12 protein-coding genes are annotated in these 17,114 nt (G+C 64.4%); 3 read left to right on the forward strand and 9 right to left on the reverse strand.

The features are described 5' to 3' along the window. Window positions 1–8: 8 nt before the first annotated feature. The 4 genes from FFS30_RS03875 to xerD all read right to left on the reverse strand — a co-directional run bounded on the left by FFS30_RS03875 (window position 9) and on the right by xerD (window position 6,687). Window positions 9–701: an exosortase H-associated membrane protein gene (locus tag FFS30_RS03875; RefSeq protein WP_137911779.1), complete on the reverse strand. Its 693-nt coding sequence runs from the start codon at window positions 699–701 to the stop codon at window positions 9–11. A 7-nt stretch (window positions 702–708) separates the two neighbouring features. After that, entirely contained in the window at window positions 709–4,596 is a 3,888-nt protein-coding gene (purL, locus tag FFS30_RS03880) for a phosphoribosylformylglycinamidine synthase (protein ID WP_137911780.1), read from the reverse strand. 174 nt (window positions 4,597–4,770) lie between these two features. Beyond that, entirely contained in the window at window positions 4,771–5,604 is an 834-nt protein-coding gene (locus FFS30_RS03885; protein WP_137911781.1) for a DsbC family protein, read from the reverse strand. Window positions 5,605–5,805: 201 nt separating this feature from the next. Continuing rightward, window positions 5,806–6,687 carry a site-specific tyrosine recombinase XerD gene (gene xerD, locus FFS30_RS03890; RefSeq protein WP_249352277.1) on the reverse strand — a complete coding sequence of 294 codons (882 nt, stop codon included), beginning with the start codon at window positions 6,685–6,687 and terminating at the stop codon, window positions 5,806–5,808. 170 nt (window positions 6,688–6,857) lie between these two features. Between xerD and FFS30_RS03895 the strand changes: the two genes are divergently transcribed. Further along, window positions 6,858–7,310: an RDD family protein gene (locus FFS30_RS03895; protein WP_137911783.1), complete on the forward strand. Its 453-nt coding sequence runs from the start codon at window positions 6,858–6,860 to the stop codon at window positions 7,308–7,310. Between the two features lie 63 nt (window positions 7,311–7,373). On the opposite strand, the gene lptG is transcribed toward FFS30_RS03895, so the two are convergent. Both lptG and FFS30_RS03905 read right to left on the reverse strand, forming a co-directional pair. Beyond that, window positions 7,374–8,510, reverse strand: a complete 1,137-nt coding sequence (gene lptG, locus FFS30_RS03900; RefSeq protein WP_137911784.1) for an LPS export ABC transporter permease LptG — start codon at window positions 8,508–8,510, stop codon at window positions 7,374–7,376. Beyond that, the gene (locus FFS30_RS03905; protein WP_137911785.1) at window positions 8,507–9,850 is read right to left on the reverse strand and encodes an LptF/LptG family permease; all 1,344 of its coding nucleotides are present in this window, start codon (window positions 9,848–9,850) and stop codon (window positions 8,507–8,509) included. The genes lptG and FFS30_RS03905 overlap by 4 nt, the downstream gene beginning before the upstream one ends. Before the next feature lie 261 nt (window positions 9,851–10,111). Between FFS30_RS03905 and FFS30_RS03910 the strand changes: the two genes are divergently transcribed. Then, window positions 10,112–11,620 carry a leucyl aminopeptidase gene (locus FFS30_RS03910; protein WP_137911786.1) on the forward strand — a complete coding sequence of 503 codons (1,509 nt, stop codon included), beginning with the start codon at window positions 10,112–10,114 and terminating at the stop codon, window positions 11,618–11,620. Between the two features lie 87 nt (window positions 11,621–11,707). Then, on the forward strand, window positions 11,708–12,130 hold the full coding sequence (locus FFS30_RS03915; protein WP_137911787.1) for a DNA polymerase III subunit chi: 423 nt from the start codon (window positions 11,708–11,710) through the stop codon (window positions 12,128–12,130). 727 nt (window positions 12,131–12,857) lie between these two features. On the opposite strand, the gene FFS30_RS03920 is transcribed toward FFS30_RS03915, so the two are convergent. From FFS30_RS03920 to FFS30_RS03930, 3 genes are all read right to left on the reverse strand, one after another. Beyond that, window positions 12,858–13,625: a DNA adenine methylase gene (locus tag FFS30_RS03920; protein ID WP_137911788.1), complete on the reverse strand. Its 768-nt coding sequence runs from the start codon at window positions 13,623–13,625 to the stop codon at window positions 12,858–12,860. 142 nt (window positions 13,626–13,767) lie between these two features. Beyond that, window positions 13,768–14,553, reverse strand: a complete 786-nt coding sequence (locus FFS30_RS03925) for a hypothetical protein (protein ID WP_137911789.1) — start codon at window positions 14,551–14,553, stop codon at window positions 13,768–13,770. A gap of 3 nt (window positions 14,554–14,556) precedes the next feature. After that, on the reverse strand, window positions 14,557–16,938 hold the full coding sequence (locus FFS30_RS03930) for a hypothetical protein (RefSeq protein WP_137911790.1): 2,382 nt from the start codon (window positions 16,936–16,938) through the stop codon (window positions 14,557–14,559). Window positions 16,939–17,114: the final 176 nt, after the last annotated feature.

Consider the following 17,114-nt stretch of genomic DNA (forward strand, 5'->3'; position numbering starts at 1 on the left):
TAGTCGGTTCATTCCCCCTGGTGCCGCGTTTCGACCGCGGTCTCGCGATTAGGTTCCGCGGATACGCCGTCCGCCGGGCGTGTCAGCTCTTCGATGAACGGACGATTTAACAGAATCCACAGCACAGCGGGCACGAGCGGAGGCAGGATCAGATAACCGAACTGATAGCACAGTGCGATCACCTCCAGCGAATAGCCCAGTTCGTGCATCTTGGCCGTGCCTTCAGGCAATTGCAAACCGAGCACCTTGAACGCCTCGGCGACCACGCCGAACGTCTGGACCAGAAAAAGGACGACGAGGCCTAGGCCGATCTGCGCGAGCCGCTGCCATTTTTCCAGAGGCGTGGCCATGACCAAACCGCCGAACAACGGCAGGCTGTAACCGTAGATCATCGGATTGATGATGTAGTCGAAGAACGCATACTTCGGCGGCCCGTTGGCGACAGCGTTGTAAAGAACATTGCTGTTGACCTGCAGCCAGTCGGAATGATGCGCGACGAGCTGCCCGGTCGCCTGGTTGATCTCGTCCGCACCGACGAGGACGTCGACGAACAGCCCAGGCCATATATGCAACAGCACCGCCTTGGCGATCTGTACCACCGGCCAGGCGAACTGCGCGCGGAACGCGAACCAGAGAAAGAACGCGAACGGCAGCCAGAGGACGGCGGCCAGCATGAAGCGCCGGAGCGGGGAGATCGTCATCGGCCTGTCAACAAGCCCAGACGCGCGCGTTGCGGAACATGCGCATCCACGGCGAATCCTCACCCCACTCCCGCGGCGCCCACGACATCTGCACGCTGCGGAACACGCGCTCGGGATGCGGCATCAGCGCCGTCACGCGGCCATCGGCAGCGGTGATGCCGGCCAAGCCGCCCGACGAACCGTTCGGATTGAGCGGATAGGCTTCGCTCGCGCGACCGTAGTTGTCGACGTAACGCAAGGCCACCGTCGTACGTCGCGCATCGCCGGCCTTGGCGAATTCGGCACGGCCTTCGCCGTGCGCAACCGCGACCGGAATGCGCGATCCGGCCATGCCCTTGAAGAACAGCGAAGGCGAATCGGCCACTTCGAGCGTGACCAGGCGCGCTTCGTACTGCTCCGAGGCATTGCGCTCGAAACTCGGCCAGCCTTCGGCGCCCGGGATGATTTCTTTCAACGCGGCGAGCATCTGACAACCGTTGCACACGCCGAGCGCAAACCGGGTCTGGTCGGCGAAGAACGCGGCGAACTGGTCGCGCAATTGCGCATTGAACAGAATCGACGTCGCCCAACCACGGCCCGCGCCGAGCACGTCGCCGTACGAGAAACCGCCGCAGGCGGCGAAGCCGCGGAAGTCGTCGAGCTTGCGTCGGCCGCTCTGCAGATCGCTCATGTGCACGTCATAGGCATCGAAGCCCGCGCGCGTGAACGCCGCGGCCATCTCGACCTGACCGTTGACGCCCTGGTCGCGCAGAATCGCGATCTTCGGCCGTGCATCGGTGTGGATGTACGGCGCGGCAATATCCTCGGCCGGATTGAACGTGAGCTTCGGCGTGATGCCCGGATCGCCGTCGTCGCTGCGCCAGCCGTCTTCGTCGCGCGCGCTCTGCGGGTTGTCGCGCAACTTGGCCATCTGGTAGCTCGTTTCCGACCAGCCACGCATCAAGTCTTCCCAGGTCCAGCGCGCGAGCGACTCGCCGCCGAGCCAGAGTTTCACGCGCTTGCGCTTGTGCGGGTTACCGCAGAAATTCGCGAGCTTGTCGAGCCCGTACTCGGCGAGCAGGGCGAGAAATGCACTGCGGTCGCTCGCGCGGATCTGCACGACCGCACCGAGCTCTTCAGCAAACAGCGAAGACAGGATCGACTCGCCCCAGCCGTTCATTTCCACGTCGATGCCACAGTGGCCGGCGAGCGCCATTTCGATCAGGGTGATCAGCACCCCGCCGTCGGCGCGATCGTGATAAGCAAGCAGCAGGCCCTGCGCGTTCGCCTTCTGGATCGCGGCAAAGAAATTCTTCAAGCGCTGCGGATCGTCGACGTCGGGCGGCAGGCCCGCGGAGCGGTTGTAGACCTGGGCCAGCATCGAGCCGCCAAGGCGATTCTTGCGCGCGCCGAGATCAATCAGCCACAACTCGCTTTCGCCCGCGTCGGTGCGCAACTGCGGCGTCAACGCCTGGCGCACGTCGGTCGTGCGCGCGAATGCGGTGATGTTGAGCGACACCGGCGAGACGGTTTTCTGTTTGCGTCCGTCGAGTTGCCACACCGTCGCCATCGACAGCGAATCCTTGCCAACCGGAATCGAAATGCCGAGCGCCGGGCACAGCTCCATGCCGACCGCCTGCACCGCATCGAACAGCGCGGCGTCTTCGCCGGGTGCGGCGACCGCGGCCATCCAGTTCGCCGACAATCTGATTTCACCGATATCGGCGATCGGCACCGCAGCGATATTCGTGATCGCTTCACCGACCGCAAGCCGCGCCGAAGCGGGCGCCGACAGCAGCGCGACCGGCGTGCGCTCGCCCATCGCCATCGCCTCGCCGGCATAGCCGTCGAAGTCGGTCAGGGTCACCGCGCAATCGGCGACCGGCACCTGCCATGGGCCGACCATCTGATCGCGCGCGCAGAGACCGCCGACCGTACGATCGCCGATCGTGATGAGGAATGATTTCGATCCCACCGTCGGCGAACGCAGTACGCGCTGCAGGGCATCGTCAAGCGCGATGCCGTCGAGATCGGGCACGATGTCGAGGCGTGCCGCCTTGCGCTTGCTGTCGCGCTGCATCTTCGGCGGCTTGCCGAAGAGCACGTCCATCGGCAGGTCGATCGGAGAGCGCTGGGATTCGGGACTCGGGATTCGGGATTCGGCAGCGGCCGCGTCGCTGAGAACAAGTTGCCGCTCCGCGGTGACTTCGCCGACGACGGCGAACGGACAACGCTCGCGCTCGCACAACGCGGCGAAATGTGCGACGTCCACGGCGCGCAGGCCGATCACGTAGCGTTCCTGCGACTCGTTGCACCAGATTTGCATCGGCGACAGCGACGGATCGGCGGAAGGAATCTTGCGCAGCTCGATGCGTCCGCCGACGTTCGAGTCGTTGAGGATTTCCGGGATCGCGTTCGACAAGCCGCCCGCGCCGACGTCGTGCACGCTGACGATCGGATTGGCGTCGCCGAGCGCCCAGCAGCGGTCGATCACTTCCTGGCAGCGCCGCTCCATCTCGGCGTTGTCGCGCTGCACCGAAGCGAAGTCGAGCGCCTCGGACGAATCGCCGCCGGCAAGCGACGACGCCGCGCCGCCGCCGAGACCGATCAGCATCGCCGGGCCGCCGAGCACGATGATCGCATCGCCGGCGCGCAGCATGCCTTTCTCCACATGCGCAAGACGCATATTGGCGAGACCGCCGGCGATCATGATCGGCTTGTCGTAGCCGCGGCGGTAGCTCGGATCGGCGCCTTCCTGCTCGAACGCGCGGAAATAGCCGCCGAGGCACGGGCGGCCGAACTCGTTGTTGAACGCGGCGGCACCGAGCGGTGCGTCGCGCATGATCTCGAATGCGGTCGCCATGCGCGGTGGCAGCGGACGTTCTTTTTCCCAAGGCCGCGGCCATTCGGGAATGCGCAGATACGACGTGGCGTAGCCGACCAGGCCGGCCTTCGGCTTGGCGCCGCGGCCGGTCGCGCCTTCGTCGCGGATCTCGCCGCCCGCACCGGTCGCCGCGCCCGGATACGGCGCGATCGCGGTCGGATGGTTGTGCGTCTCGACCTTGATCGCGTACGGCACCGCTTCGTTGCTCGCGACGAAGCGGCCGTCTTCGCGCGGGAAGAATCGCGCGGCGGCATTGCCTTCGATCACCGCCGCATTGTCCTTGTACGCCGACAGCGTATGCGCCGGCGCAACCTGATGCGTGTTCTTGATCATCGCGAATAAGGACTTGTCCTGCTCTTTGCCGTCGATCGTCCAACTCGCGTTGAACACCTTGTGCCGGCAATGCTCGGAGTTCGCCTGCGCGAACATCATCAGCTCGACGTCGGTCGGATCGCGGCCGAGTTCGGCATAGCGCGCGATCAGGTATTCGATCTCGTCGGGCGCGAGGGCAAGGCCGAGACGTGCATTCGCTTCGTTCAGAGCCAGGGCCGGATCGGCACCGAGCACGATGCATTCGAGCGGCGCCGGCGCGCCGGCGCGGAACAACTGCGCCGCCTCGTCCAGCGTCGCGATCACCGACTGGGTCATCGGATCGTGCAGCGCACCGGCCAATTTCTGCCACGGCGTCGAGCCCGGCTTCGGCGGCTGTTCGATCGTGAAAGCAATGCCGCGCTCGACGCGCTTCACCGCGAAGCCGCAGCCGACGAGAATCTCGGTCGCCTTCGTCGACCACGGCGACAACGTGCCGAGACGCGGCGCGACCCAAAGCGTCGCGGGCTTCGCCGGCGCGTTCGTTGCGCGCAGTACGCGGCACAGTGCGTCCCGATCGACCGTGGCAGCCGGATCGACGTCGACGAAGTAGACGTAGCGTGCCGCGCCGACGCGAAAGTCGGGCGATACGCGGTTCAAATCACGATTGAGACGCTCGAGGCGGAACGCCGAGAGGGCGGGTTGCCCGTCGAAAACCAACATGGCGCGCGTCGGCAGGAAGCGGAAGGGGCGCGCATTTTAACGGATGCGGCCAAGCACCGCGAGAACTACCTCATTCGGACCCGATTTTCGCCCATCTTGCGCGAAAACACCGGCTTGTTGCGAGCCGGCCGCAGGTTTTCCTGCGCCCGCACAAGGCGAGCGCGGGATATTTCGTCAATTCGCCGCCGCGACCGGGCCTTTCGCCGCCTGTGCGGCCAACCGGTCGAGCTCGGCCAGGAACTGCTTCGGATCCTGCGCCGCGTTGCCGTTCACCTGCACTCCGTACTCGTTGAGGATAGTCGGTGTGCCGCCGATGCCGATCTTCGTCGCCAGCGCGGTGGTTTCCGCGACCGGATTGGCGCAGGTCTTCTTGCCGGGATCCTGACCGTTCATCGCCGCGGTGTAGGCGGCATTGCGGTCCTGCGAGCACCACACGGCCTCGGCTTTCTTGTCCGCGCCCGGATGGATCGACAGCGGGAACAATACGTATTCCACCGCGATGCCGACCTGGTTGTAGGCCGCGATCTGCTTATGGAACTGACGGCAGTACGGGCAATCCACGTCGGTGAACACGGTCACGGTGTGCTTGGCGTTCGCCGGCGCGAAGACGAGGCGCTTGCTCTGCGGCAGCGTCTTCAGCGCGGCGAGGCGGATTGCCGCCTGCGCGCGGCCGGTCAGACTGGCCTTCTGGGTCACGTCATAGACGTCGCCCTGGATCAAATACTTGCCGTCCGCGCTGATGTAGACCACTTGGCCGTTGCTGACGACCAATTCGTAGAAGCCCGGCAGGTCGGACTTCGCCACCGCCTCCACTTTCGCGGTCGGCGCCAGCTTGGCGAACGCGTCGCGGACGATCTTTTCTTCACCGCCGGCCGCAGCAGGCGCCGCACTCGCCGTCGCCGCGGGCGCGCCGCTGCTGGTGACGTCGGCAAACGAATTTCCGGTCTGCGCGAGGGCGGCCGACGCAAGAATCGCGAGACTGGCGGCGGTCAGGAACTGTTTGAACATGGCGGTACTCGTCAGGTTGGGCGGGCGAAGCGAACGATGTCCGACCCGCGCGGAAAGCGAAAGTTCGGTCTCGACTCAAGCTCGACTCAAGACCGGGAATGTCCGCAGATTCTTGCGATTATCGCATGCCCAATGCAATCGGGCCGATTTCGCCCGGACATGGACGTTCGCCCCGGATAACTGCGGCCGCGCCGCGCGATGTCAACCGCGCGGGTGATGCTCGGCATGCAAACGCTTGAGGCCTTCGCGCGCGACCAGGGTGTAGATCTGCGTCGTCGACAGCGAACTGTGGCCGAGCAGCATCTGCAAGGCGCGCAAATCAGCGCCGTGATTGAGCAGATGAGTAGCGAAACAATGCCGCAGCACATGCGGCGAGATGCGTTTGCCGTCGATGCCGGCCTTGGCCGCATGCTGCTTCACCATCGTCCAGAACATCTGCCGCGTCATCGCGCCCTTGCGCGTGGTGACGAAAACCGCATCGACCACCTTGCCGGCCAGCAGCACCGGCCGCGCGTCGCGGTAGTAGCGTTCGAGCCAGTCCTGCGCTTCCTCGCCGATCGGCACGAGACGGTCCTTGCCGCCCTTGCCGGTGACGCGCAGCACACCCTGGCGCAGATTGACCTGGTCGCTGGCGAGATTGACCAGTTCGGACACGCGCAGCCCGGTCGCATACAACACCTCGAACATCGCGCGGTCGCGTAGGCCGAGCGGCGCATCGACGTCGGGCGCGCGGATCAGCGCCTCGACCTGCGTTTCGGTCAGCGCTTTCGGCAACGGCCTCGGCAGCTTCGGCGTGTCGAGCAGCAAGGTCGGATCGACCGTGATCGCACCGAGCCGCTGCTGCATGCGGTAGAAATGGCGCAGGCTCGACAGCAGCCGCGCGTTGCTGCGCGAGGAATAGCCGCCCTCGCTGCGTTCGGCCAGATAGCGGTGCAACTGTTCGCGCGTGCAGGCCAGCAGACTCGCGCCCGCACTCGCGCACCAGCGTGCGAGACCTTCGAGATCGCGGCGGTAGCTCGCCAGCGAGTTTTCGGCGAGCCCCGACTCCGACCACGCGCGCTCGAGAAAGCTCTCGATCAGCATGCGTTCGTCGTCGCCGAGCCGGTCGCTGACCCGCAGCGCGGCGTTCGCAGACTGTTTTGCGGATTTCTTCATGTTCGCGTCGAAGATAGACTTTGCGGCGGCATATCCGCCCAGACCCCGATGGTCGCCGTTCCCGCGAAGTCGCGAACGACGGCCGAAAAGCATACCCGATGAACTCGATTCCCGAACGCAAAGCCGCCTCCCCCGCCCACCTCGGATGGCGCCTGACCGCTGCCGTCTACGATTTCCTGCCGCTGCTCGCGCTGTGGTTCCTCGCGTCCGGCATCGCCCTCGCGATCACCGGCGGTGCGCTCGACGTGCACCGCTTGGGCTACAAGCTGCTCGTGCAGATTTTCGTGCTCGGCGCGAGTGCGGCGTACTTCATCGTGTCGTGGATGCGCGGCGGCCAGACCGTCGGCATGAAACCGTGGCGCCTGCGCGTCGTCGGCGAGGACGGCGAATCGATCGGATTCCGCCGCGCACTGCTGCGCTTCGTCGTCGCCGTCGCGTCGCTGGCCGTACTCGGCCTCGGCTTTCTCTGGTGCCTGGTCGACCGCGAGAAGCGCAGCTGGCACGACATCGCCGCGGGCACTCTTCTTGTGCGCCTGGACAAGAATCCCTAAGACCCGCGGCTTGCGCGCGGATGCTCAACGGCGCGGGCTCGACGAATCGAGCCGCGACGCCGATCACGCATTTCTGCGGAAATAGACGAATGCCGCCACGGCAAGGAACAGCGACGGCAAGGCATTCACCACGGCGAGGTTGAAATTGTAGACCGCACCCATGCTGACCACCGACTTCTGGAAGAAGTAGTAGCTGATCGCCAGCGCCATGCCCATAAACAAGCGCTTGCCGAGACCGCCCGTGCGCAACGAGCCGAACGCGAAGGGCACCGCACAGAACGCCAGCACGAGCACATTGAGCGGATAGAAGATGCGGCCCCAGTAGGCGAGCTTGTAGCTGGTCGCGTCCTGGCGGTTGCGGTTCATGTAATCGATATTGCGTGCCAGGTCGGCCATCGACAGGTATTCGGGATGAATCATCGACACGGCGAGCACGCTCGGATCGAGCGCCGACTTCCACTGCGCGGTCTGTTCCAGCTTGCTCGTCGCCGAGCGGCCCGCAAACTCGGTGCGGCGCACGTCGTGCAGAGTCCATTCGCCGTCCACGTGGGTCGCCGTCTTCGCGATCGACAGGGCCGAGAGCTGGCCGATCGGAGTGAACTCGAACACGCGCACGTCGGACAGTTCGATCGACGGCTGGCCGTTCTTGTTCGGCAGCTTGCGTCCGCGTTTGGCGTTGATCACCGCTTCGCCGTCGCGCGCCCACAGGGTACCGCCCTTGCCGATCGTCACGTCGCGATTCTTCGCGGTCAGCGCCAGCGCCTCGGCCTTCTGCTGCGCGCGCGGCGCAATCAGTTCGCCCATCAGCGCGACGAACACGGTCAACACGGTCAGTGCGAGCACCACCGAGGCGCAAATGCGCAGCTTCGACAGGCCGGCCGCGCGCAGCGCGGTCAACTCGCCGCTCGCCGCGAGCGCGCCCATGCCCATCAGGCCGCCGATCAGGCCGCCGTAGGCGAAGAACTGATACATGCGCCGCGGGATCGTCAGCAGGATATAGGTCACCGCCTTCGCCAGCGTGTAGTCGCCCGTGCCGACGTCGTTGATTTCGTTGACGAAGGCCATCATCGCGTCGAGCGCGACGACGACGAACCAGGCGAGCATCACCGCACCGATCACCGAAAGCGCGACGACCTTGTCGACCTTCTTGAAGCGCAGCCGGTCGAGGCCGCTGCGCGCCGCCAGCGCGAGGCTTGTCATGCGGCCCCCTTCGCGAGAGCGGCTTTCGGCGGTTTCGGCCGCGGCAACTGCTGGCTGCGCCAGAGCAGGAACAATGCAACCAGCAGCACCGGAATATGCACCCACCACATGCCGAGCGCGAAGCTCAGCTTGCCGACGCTGAGCTGGTTGCGCGCGATATTCATCAACGCGTAGTAGATCGACCAGGTCAGGAACGCGATGATCAAACCCGCATAGCGCGGCTGGCGCGGACTCGATTTCGACAGCGGCAGCGCGAGCATGATCAACACCAGGGTCGAGAGCGGCGCGGCGAGCCGCCAGTGCAGTTCGGTGCGCTGGACCAGGTCCGTACTGCGCAGGAGTTCCGAAGTCGGCGCCGCGCGCTTGACCGCGTCGGCGGTGGCATCGGGCTCAGACTCGGTCAGTTTGACGTCGTTGCGCTCGTAGCGCAGCAGGCGGTAATTGTCCTGGCCGACGATGCCTTCGACGCGGAAGCCGTCGTTGAGGCCGAGGTAGCGTTCGGCGCCGTTGACGTCATGGTACAGCTCACCGTCGGTCGCCGTGACCACGTTGATGCGCACGCGCGGCGGTGCGCCCTTGTCGTCGGCATTCTGCGCGACCGCCTCTTTTTCGCCCGCCTCTTTCGCGCTTGCGTCCTTTGCCTCCTTATCTTTCTTGCTCACGTCTTTCGCGCTCACATCCTTCGCATTCTTGTCCTTCGTGCCCGCATCCTTGGCACTGCTGTCTTTCGGATCTTTTGCGTCGGTGCCCGGCGCGGGGGCGTGCTTGTCGGCAAGCTCGGTGCGCTCGCTCGCGACAAACATTTTCTTGAACTTGGTGCCGTCCTCGTTCATCGCCTCCACGTACATCACACCGTCATTGTTCGGCAGCTCGACGAAACGCCCCGGCTCGAGGCCGGCGATGATCAGCGAACGATTGGCCTGCAGCACCAGGCTCTGCGACAGGCGCACCGCGGCTGGCGCGAGCCAGAACGAGATCAGCCCCATGACCGCGACCAGCGGAACCGCGAGCAGCATCAACGGCCGCAGCAGGCCGGTCATCGGCAAGCCGGACGCGGCGAACACGGCCATTTCGCTCTCGCGGTACAAGCGGCCATAGGCGAGCTGCACGCCGATGAACACCGCGAGCGGCGCGAGCAGGGTCAGCGCGTCGACCGTGCGCAGGCCGATCAGGGTGAACAGCAAATCGGCCGGAATGCGTCCGCGCGCGATCTTGCTGAGCAAATCGGCCACCGTGCCGCCGATGCTGACGAGCAACAGGATCGCGGTCGCGGCGATGAAGCTGATCAACAACTCGCGGGCGAGGTAGCGATCGATGATGCGCAGGGTGGGGAGTCGCATGATGCGGTAAACTTCGTCTCTTGTGTGTGCGCCGCGGGCGTCGCGCGTCGCGATTGCACACGCAAGCACGTTTACGCAGGCTTAATTGTAGCCGAGTCGGGCGACGCCCTCGCCCGCTCGACGCGCGCCGGCAGATCGTAGCGCCCGCGGATCGGGAAGCCTGCAGCCTCCGGGCGCGGCGCACGTTTCGCCCGGTTTTCCTTGCGCCGTTTGCCGCGCGCACTCGTTTTTCGCTTTTCATTCCATCGACACGGTAACGAAATGACTCTTCAATTCAGCTTCGATCCGCACACTCCCGAAACCGCGGAAGCCCCCTGCCTCGTCGTCGGCCTGTATGACGAGCGCGTGTTTTCCGCGGCGGCCCAGCGCGTCGACGCGGCCGCGGGCGGTGCGCTCTCGCGCCTGGTCGAATCGGGCGATTTGTCCGGCAAACCCGGTACCGCGCAGGTTCTGTTCGGCCTCGCCGGCATCAAGGCCGCGCGCGTGCTCGTCGTCGGCCTCGGCGAAGTGAAGAAATTCGATGCCGCGCGCTACGCACGTGCGAACGCCGACGCCGCGCGCGTGCTGAAAGGCCTGCCGATCGACGCCGCGCTGTCGTATCTCGCCGAACTCGACGTGCCGGGCAAGGATTTGACCTGGAAACTGCGCACCGCCGCGCTCGCCAGCGATGCCCAAGCGTACAAGTACACCGCCACGTTCAAGCCGCGCGATCGTTCTGCGTCGGAGCGTACCAAGGCAACGGAACTGCGCGCGCTCGCATTCGCCGCGACCGAAGCCGATGCGGGCGTTCTCGCCCAAGCCACCGCGATCGCCAAGGGTGTGCGTTTTGCGCGCGAACTCGGCAACCTGCCGCCGAACATCTGCACGCCCGCCTACCTCGGAGAGCAGGCGCAGAAGCTCGCTGCCGAACACGCCGGCGTCACCTGCGAAGTGCTCGAAGAAGCCGAGATGAAGAAACTCGGCATGGGCGCCCTGCTCGGCGTCGCCCAGGGTTCGGCGAACAAGCCGCGCCTGATCGTGCTGCAGTGGAACGGCGCCGCTGCGGGCGACAAGCCCTATGCGCTGGTCGGCAAAGGCGTCACCTTCGACACCGGCGGCATCTCGATCAAGCCGAGCGCCGGCATGGAAGAAATGAAATTCGACATGTGCGGCGCGGCCGGCGTGCTCGGCGCGTTCCTCACCGCGGTCGAGTTGAAGCTCAAGCTCAACCTCGTTTGCGTGGTGCCGGCCGTCGAGAACATGCCCGGCAGCAACGCACAGCGGCCGAGCGACGTGGTCACGACCATGTCGGGCCAGACTGTCGAAGTGCTCAACACCGACGCCGAAGGCCGCCTGATCCTGTGCGACGCGCTGACCTACGTGCAGAAATATCAGCCGCAGGTCATCATCGATGCAGCGACCCTGACCGGCGCCTGCGTCGTCGCGCTCGGCAAGCATGCGAGCGGCCTGATGACCACGGACGACGAACTCGCCGACCAACTGCTCGCCGCCGGCAATGCCACCCTCGACCGCGCCTGGCGCCTGCCGCTCTGGGACGACTACCAGAGCCAACTCGAAACCGGCTACGCCGACATCGCCAACATCGGCGGCAAGTACGCCGGCGCGATCACCGCGGGCTGCTTCCTCGCGCGCTTCACCGAAGGCTACCGCTGGGCGCACCTCGACATCGCCGGCAGCGCATGGGACGAAGGCCGCAAGGGTTCGGCGACCGGACGCCCGGTGCCGCTGCTCGTGCAATATCTGCTCGACAGAGCCGAGAGTCGGGAATAGAGATTGGAGATTCGGAAGAGCGCGCCTGATGCGCTCTTCCGCCTTACTCAATCCCGAATCTCAAATCTCGAATCCCCGCTCTCGACCATGCCTCGCGCCGACTTTTATCTCATCGCCAAGCCGCGCTTCCGTGACGATCCGTTGCTGCTCGTCTGCGAACTTGCCAAGCGCGCGTTCGAGTCGGGCCAGCCGACCCTGATCCTCGCACGCTCGGCCGACCAGGCCGACGCGCTCGACGAGAAACTCTGGGAATTCGACGAACAGGCTTTCGTCCCGCACCAGATCGCCGGCGACGATGACGACGCCATCACGCCCGTGCTGATCGCAGCACCCGGCATCGCCACCGCCGACCGCAGCCTCGTCATCAACCTGCGCGACGAATGCGCACCGGGCCTGTTCGAACGCGTCCTCGAAGTCGTGCCCGCCGACGAAGCAGAACGCCTCGGATCGCGCGAGCGCTGGAAAACCTACAAGGCGGCGGGGTTTGAGGTGAACAAGCACGACATGTGACGGGGGCTGCGCTTTGCTTTCGTGTAGGTTCAAGAGCTAGAGCTTCCACTCGCCCTGCGGGCGAGCGGCTTACTTTCTCTGCTCGTGCAGAGAAAGTAAGCAAAGAGACACGCCCCAGAACATTGCGCCCTTCGGGCTCCTGCCCGAAGGGTCCGCGTCAGCGGCCGGGTTCCGCTAATTGCACATCCCTGTGCAATAGCGGAATCGGCGCGATCCATCGCGCCGACCCTAGCGGGCCTTTTCGTCCGCTGCCGCCGCAATGTAATGGGGACCCGGAAGAGCCGGAGCAGCGCGCATCCTGCGCGCCCAAGCAACAGCCGCCTTCGTAGGTACGGCCCTTGATCTGTCTTTTGATCTCGGGTCCCCGTCAGCCGCGGCGAGGGCATGACGGATTCGCCCGCTAGGGTCGCGCGCAGGATGCGCGCGAGTTCGCGAATGGACACGGATGTCCATCGAGCGAACCCCGGCATGACCTCGCGAACTCGCAGCGAAGCTGCGAGCGCGGCTCCCGGGGTGTGTTCTCTTTGGTTACTTTCTCTTGCACAAGCAAGAGAAAGTGACCCGCTCGTCCGCAGGACGAGTGGAAGCTCTGCTCCTAAAGCACAAAAGAACCAAAGCTGATGCGGCGCGCGATAACTGCGGCCGGAATTGCTTGATAACTGCATCGTCCAAAGTTTTCGCCATGCAAAACAAAATGCCGCATGGCGAAAATCCTACCTGATCAGCGCTACCAAGTGCGATAGATCAGTTCGCCGAACGCCTTACTCTTCACTTCACGGTTCATCGAGTACTTCAGCTCGACCCTTTGCCGGCGAAACGCACCGAACACGCGCCGCATATCAGGATGATCGTTGATCGTCAACACGGCGCGACCTTCCAAAGCTGCCAGCTTTGCCGCGAGCTGCTCGTACTGCTCGATGCCGAACTCGACGCCATAACCCTGCGTCTGCCAGTACGGCGGATCGACGAAGAACAGCGTATGCGGCCGATCGTAGCGCCCGATGCAGTCTGCCCACGGCAGATGCTCAATCGTGACGCGCGAAAGCCGAAGATGCGCCGCGGAGAGCGTCTCTTCCAGCCTGCAGAGGTTCAGCGCGGCCGGCCCGGTTGTCGAGGTGCCGAACGTCCGGCCCGCGACCTTGCCGCCGAACGTCAATTGCTGGAGGTAAAAGAACCTTGCAGCGCGCTGGACGTCGGTCAATCCGTCCACGTGGGCCTTCTGCGCCCATTGGAACATCTCCCGGCTCGTTAGTGCCCACTGGTACTGGCGGACAAACTCGACCAGATGATGCTGGACGACGCGATACAGGTTGACCAGGTCGTGATTGATATCGTTCAAGACTTCCGAGCGCGCCGGCTCCGGCCGGGCGAAGAGCATGGCGGCGGCGCCAGCGAAGGGCTCGACGTAGCAGGTATGAGGGATTTCAAAGAGCGGCAAGAGGTGTTTCGCGAGCCGGCGCTTTCCGCCAGGCCAAGGAATGATCGGTTGAGCCACGTTTTCTACTCCGAGTTTTTGTTAGGCTCGGCTCGTCCCTGGCCAGGGATGGGGAGCCTTGCCTGTGCTCACGGGTCTGTAGCCCGCGTGTTTCGGGGGCCGGCCCGTGTTGACGCACGTTCCGGCCGCTCCTCTTTGCTTGTTAAACCGGGATCGGAATCTCGTCGACCAAGATCTCCGAAGGGTCGTACCACTTTCCCGACAGATGCGCGGTTCCGGGCGGCTGCTTAGCGATGCCGAAGATCGCGTTCGCCGCGATCAGGCCGGGCGAGAGCAGGCCGGCATCGTCAAGCCAGCGCGTGATATAGATCGCTCGCTGGCGGCGATTGATTCGCGCCCAGAGCGCCTTGAAACCCATCGACATGACATTGCCGGCGCCGTACACATCCGCCTCTTTGATCTGTGTGACGGCGAAAGTGCGCTGACGGCGTACTTGGCCGCGCCGATCTGACTGCTGCGAGAACTCGGACATATCGCCTTCGGACTTATCGACCTCTTGATCGCGCCAGCCCTTCTTGATCGGTACGTCGCTCATCGGCGCATGCCAGGCTTCTCCGATATCGACCAACGTACCCGCGCCCAGCCCTGACTCGATCGAGAGCGTCACGGCCGACGAGGCGGCCAGACCGAAGTGCATGACCAAGAAAAGCCGCTCGCCTTGCGGCAGCGCGACGACGGTTCCGGTGGTCGAGTACGCACCAATGGTCACCGTCACAGGACTGCCGACCGGCAGCGTCGTATTGAGGAAGCCAGTTAGGCCAGGCACGATCGACGCAGTGAGCGATCCGGTCAGGGTTAAAGGGCCGGCAACGGGCGTTGCGATACGGGCGGTCTCAGCCGGATTGCCCGACGATAGAACCGCCAGATCATCGACCGCGGTCCCATTCGTCGTCCAGACAATCTGAGGCCGGCTATGACTGATCTTCATTGTTCAACCCCACCCAACAGAAATTTCGTAGCGGCATGGCAGCGGGTAGTGACGACGCTGCTTGATGTAGAGATTTTTCCCAGCCGTGAAGGCGCCCGAGTCGCAGATCACACGCAAAGCCAATCCGGGCCGCAAGATCGGCGCGGGGGGCCACGCATAAGTGAACGTCACGGGGTAGTCGAAGCGGGCGTCGGCAAATAGCCCGCACACGCTGTCGTGTTGCGTTTGGACATGCGCCGGGATATCGAGCAGTGTCCAGAGTTCCTTTGCGTTCTCGGCAAACGAATAGAGGTCTGGCAGATTCGCTGACGACTTCACGAGGAACTGACATTGCCTCTTGAATTTGGCGCGCGTAGCGGCGTCGATGCCGGTGGCCGGATTGAAGTCGAGAACGAAGTCACTGTCGCCGTGGACCTTCCAGTTGTAGCGACCGCCCGCGTTGAGCGTCAGGCCCTTTGCTTCGTCCGGGTCGCCCAGCGGCGCGTCAGCTGCGCGCGCAAACGTGACCGTCATCGCCGGCGTCATCGCGTCCGGGTCTTGCAGGGTGACGATGCGCATGCGGCCGTACTCGTCCGTCGTGACCGCCGCGCAGAATGAATCGAGCGGCGCGCGGATCGCGGCCATCGTCGTTACGACATCACGGATATACACACCGAACGGATACGGCTTCGCGGCGTCAATCGCCTCGGCGTCCGCGCGTACCCATTCTGTCGACTTGGCACCGAATCGGTTTTCCAAGATCTCCTGCATGTAGTTCGCAAGGGAGATGCCTTCGAGCGCCACGTTCGCGCCGGGCGCGCTGGGCAGTTGGAACAACGTTACGTTGTCGAAGTCGATGATGAACGTGTCGCTGACGGTGCTGGGTTGAACCTCGATGTAGGCGCTCACGCCGAGCGCGACGGCATCGATCGGAGCGGTGAAGTCCGCAGTGTAATGGCCGATATCGAACGAACCCCACTGTGCACCGGGAAGCGTGCGATAAACGCCACCGGAGTCCACCAGCTTGACGGAGAGAATCGCCCGCGCCAACGCGGTCGTCTTCGTGAATCTCGCGACGTCCAGCGCAATCCGGTAGCGTTTGCCCGACACAATTGCAACCGGAGTGCTCGCATTTGAGGCATTCGCCATGTTGAAGGCTTGGCCCTGCCAAGCGGACATGGTCAAGCGAAGCCGGCCGCCGCCGTCGCCGGTCCATGCCTGCGTCACCGTACACAAACTGCCGGCCGGTGCCCGATCCGTCCAGCTCGCCGGCATGGCGCCGCTCGCCGTCGTCATTGCGCCGACACCACCCAGCAATTCAGTTGGGTTCGTGGGCGTGAGATTGCTCGATCCTGTTGACGATACGTCAACGACGAATGGACCGAGCGGCTGTCTCTCGAGGACCGTTCCGCGTAAATCGTTCGTGGGCGTGTAATCGGGCGGATCGGCAGCGGGGTTGTAGGGGTCACCGCGATCGCGCTCGATGCCAATCATCGTCAGTGCGGCGTCATGTATCGCATAGATCGGACGGCCGCCGTTGGGATCGAGCAGCACTGGTTCGGCGTTGCGCACGGCACCGAGCGCGATCGGCCAAGGCTGATTGGCCGATCCCGAGTCAGCCCAAGGCGGAATTGTCTTCCGCATCCAAGGGTCGTCGTAGATCGCGAGCGGGCTACGCTGCTTGATGCGAATGACACCGCGCTTCGGAATCGTGACCAGATCGACGCGCGTCGTCTCTACGCGCGTTGGCGGATCGTCAGGATTATCGAGATCGAGCGTCTCCCAGATCACCAACGCATTGCGCGGCTGTTCTAGAAACAGCGGAGTGAGCTTGCCGTTTTCGTTGTCCAGGTCCACATCGGATGCGCTCCAGCTACTGCCGCTTGTTCCATCCGTCCAGACCTGAATTCCGCCGTCGAAATACACCTTCTCGGCTTCCAAAATGCAACCTGCAAATCGTTGATTCGGCGGCGAGCCGGTCGGCGCATTGCGATGCGCCTGGCTGGCAAAAAACCAAGCGCCGCTGCTCTGCGAATTGATGAATACGCCGGGTTTATAGTTCGTCGGGGGCACGTACTCGCACGCGCGCTTGCCGAAGTTGACGAGTGCGTTCAGGCCGTAGGCGGTTGCGCCGCCGATCGACGCTGCCGGACGCCAGCTTTGCCCGGCAGGCAGATTGAACGTGTAGAGCATCAAATTGCCGACGCGGATCTGCAGCGTCGGCGTGGCCGCAACGAGATCAAGCGCGAACTGGATGTAGGTCTGCTTGCCGATCGTCGGGATCGTGTCGATCTTCGAGCCATCGACCCATATGCCGCCATCGCCGGGCGTGAATCCGACGCTGCCTACCGCATTGCCGACACGCACGTTGCTCGCCACGTTCGATTTCACGAGGCCGAAGGCCACGTTCGTCGCTGTCAACGCCTCGGTGCCCCATGCTGCGCACTCCCACGTCCAGCGGGAGCCGCTCAGCGATTGCGTCGCGCGCGCGTTGCGGTCGCTGCTCGTGCCGTCCGTGTCGTACGTGAGCACGAGACCACCTTGCTGCAGCTCCAACTGCGCAGGGAGCGTCGTCACATCGA

The organism is Rudaea sp. 3F27F6, from assembly GCF_005503555.1.
Taxonomy (GTDB): domain Bacteria; phylum Pseudomonadota; class Gammaproteobacteria; order Xanthomonadales; family Rhodanobacteraceae; genus Rudaea.

Excerpts from the sequence above, each read along its gene's own strand:
- FFS30_RS03875 (WP_137911779.1), bottom strand. The coding sequence starts at position 701 with ATGACGATCTCCCCGCTCCGGCGCTTCATGCTGGCCGCCGTCCTCTGG.
- purL (WP_137911780.1), bottom strand. The coding sequence starts at position 4,596 with ATGTTGGTTTTCGACGGGCAACCCGCCCTCTCGGCGTTCCGCCTCGAG.
- FFS30_RS03885 (WP_137911781.1), bottom strand. The coding sequence starts at position 5,604 with ATGTTCAAACAGTTCCTGACCGCCGCCAGTCTCGCGATTCTTGCGTCG.
- xerD (WP_249352277.1), bottom strand. The coding sequence starts at position 6,687 with ATGCTGATCGAGAGCTTTCTCGAGCGCGCGTGGTCGGAGTCGGGGCTC.
- FFS30_RS03895 (WP_137911783.1), top strand. The coding sequence starts at position 6,858 with ATGAACTCGATTCCCGAACGCAAAGCCGCCTCCCCCGCCCACCTCGGA.
- lptG (WP_137911784.1), bottom strand. The coding sequence starts at position 8,510 with ATGACAAGCCTCGCGCTGGCGGCGCGCAGCGGCCTCGACCGGCTGCGC.
- FFS30_RS03905 (WP_137911785.1), bottom strand. The coding sequence starts at position 9,850 with ATGCGACTCCCCACCCTGCGCATCATCGATCGCTACCTCGCCCGCGAG.
- FFS30_RS03910 (WP_137911786.1), top strand. The coding sequence starts at position 10,112 with ATGACTCTTCAATTCAGCTTCGATCCGCACACTCCCGAAACCGCGGAA.
- FFS30_RS03915 (WP_137911787.1), top strand. The coding sequence starts at position 11,708 with ATGCCTCGCGCCGACTTTTATCTCATCGCCAAGCCGCGCTTCCGTGAC.
- FFS30_RS03925 (WP_137911789.1), bottom strand. The coding sequence starts at position 14,553 with ATGAAGATCAGTCATAGCCGGCCTCAGATTGTCTGGACGACGAATGGG.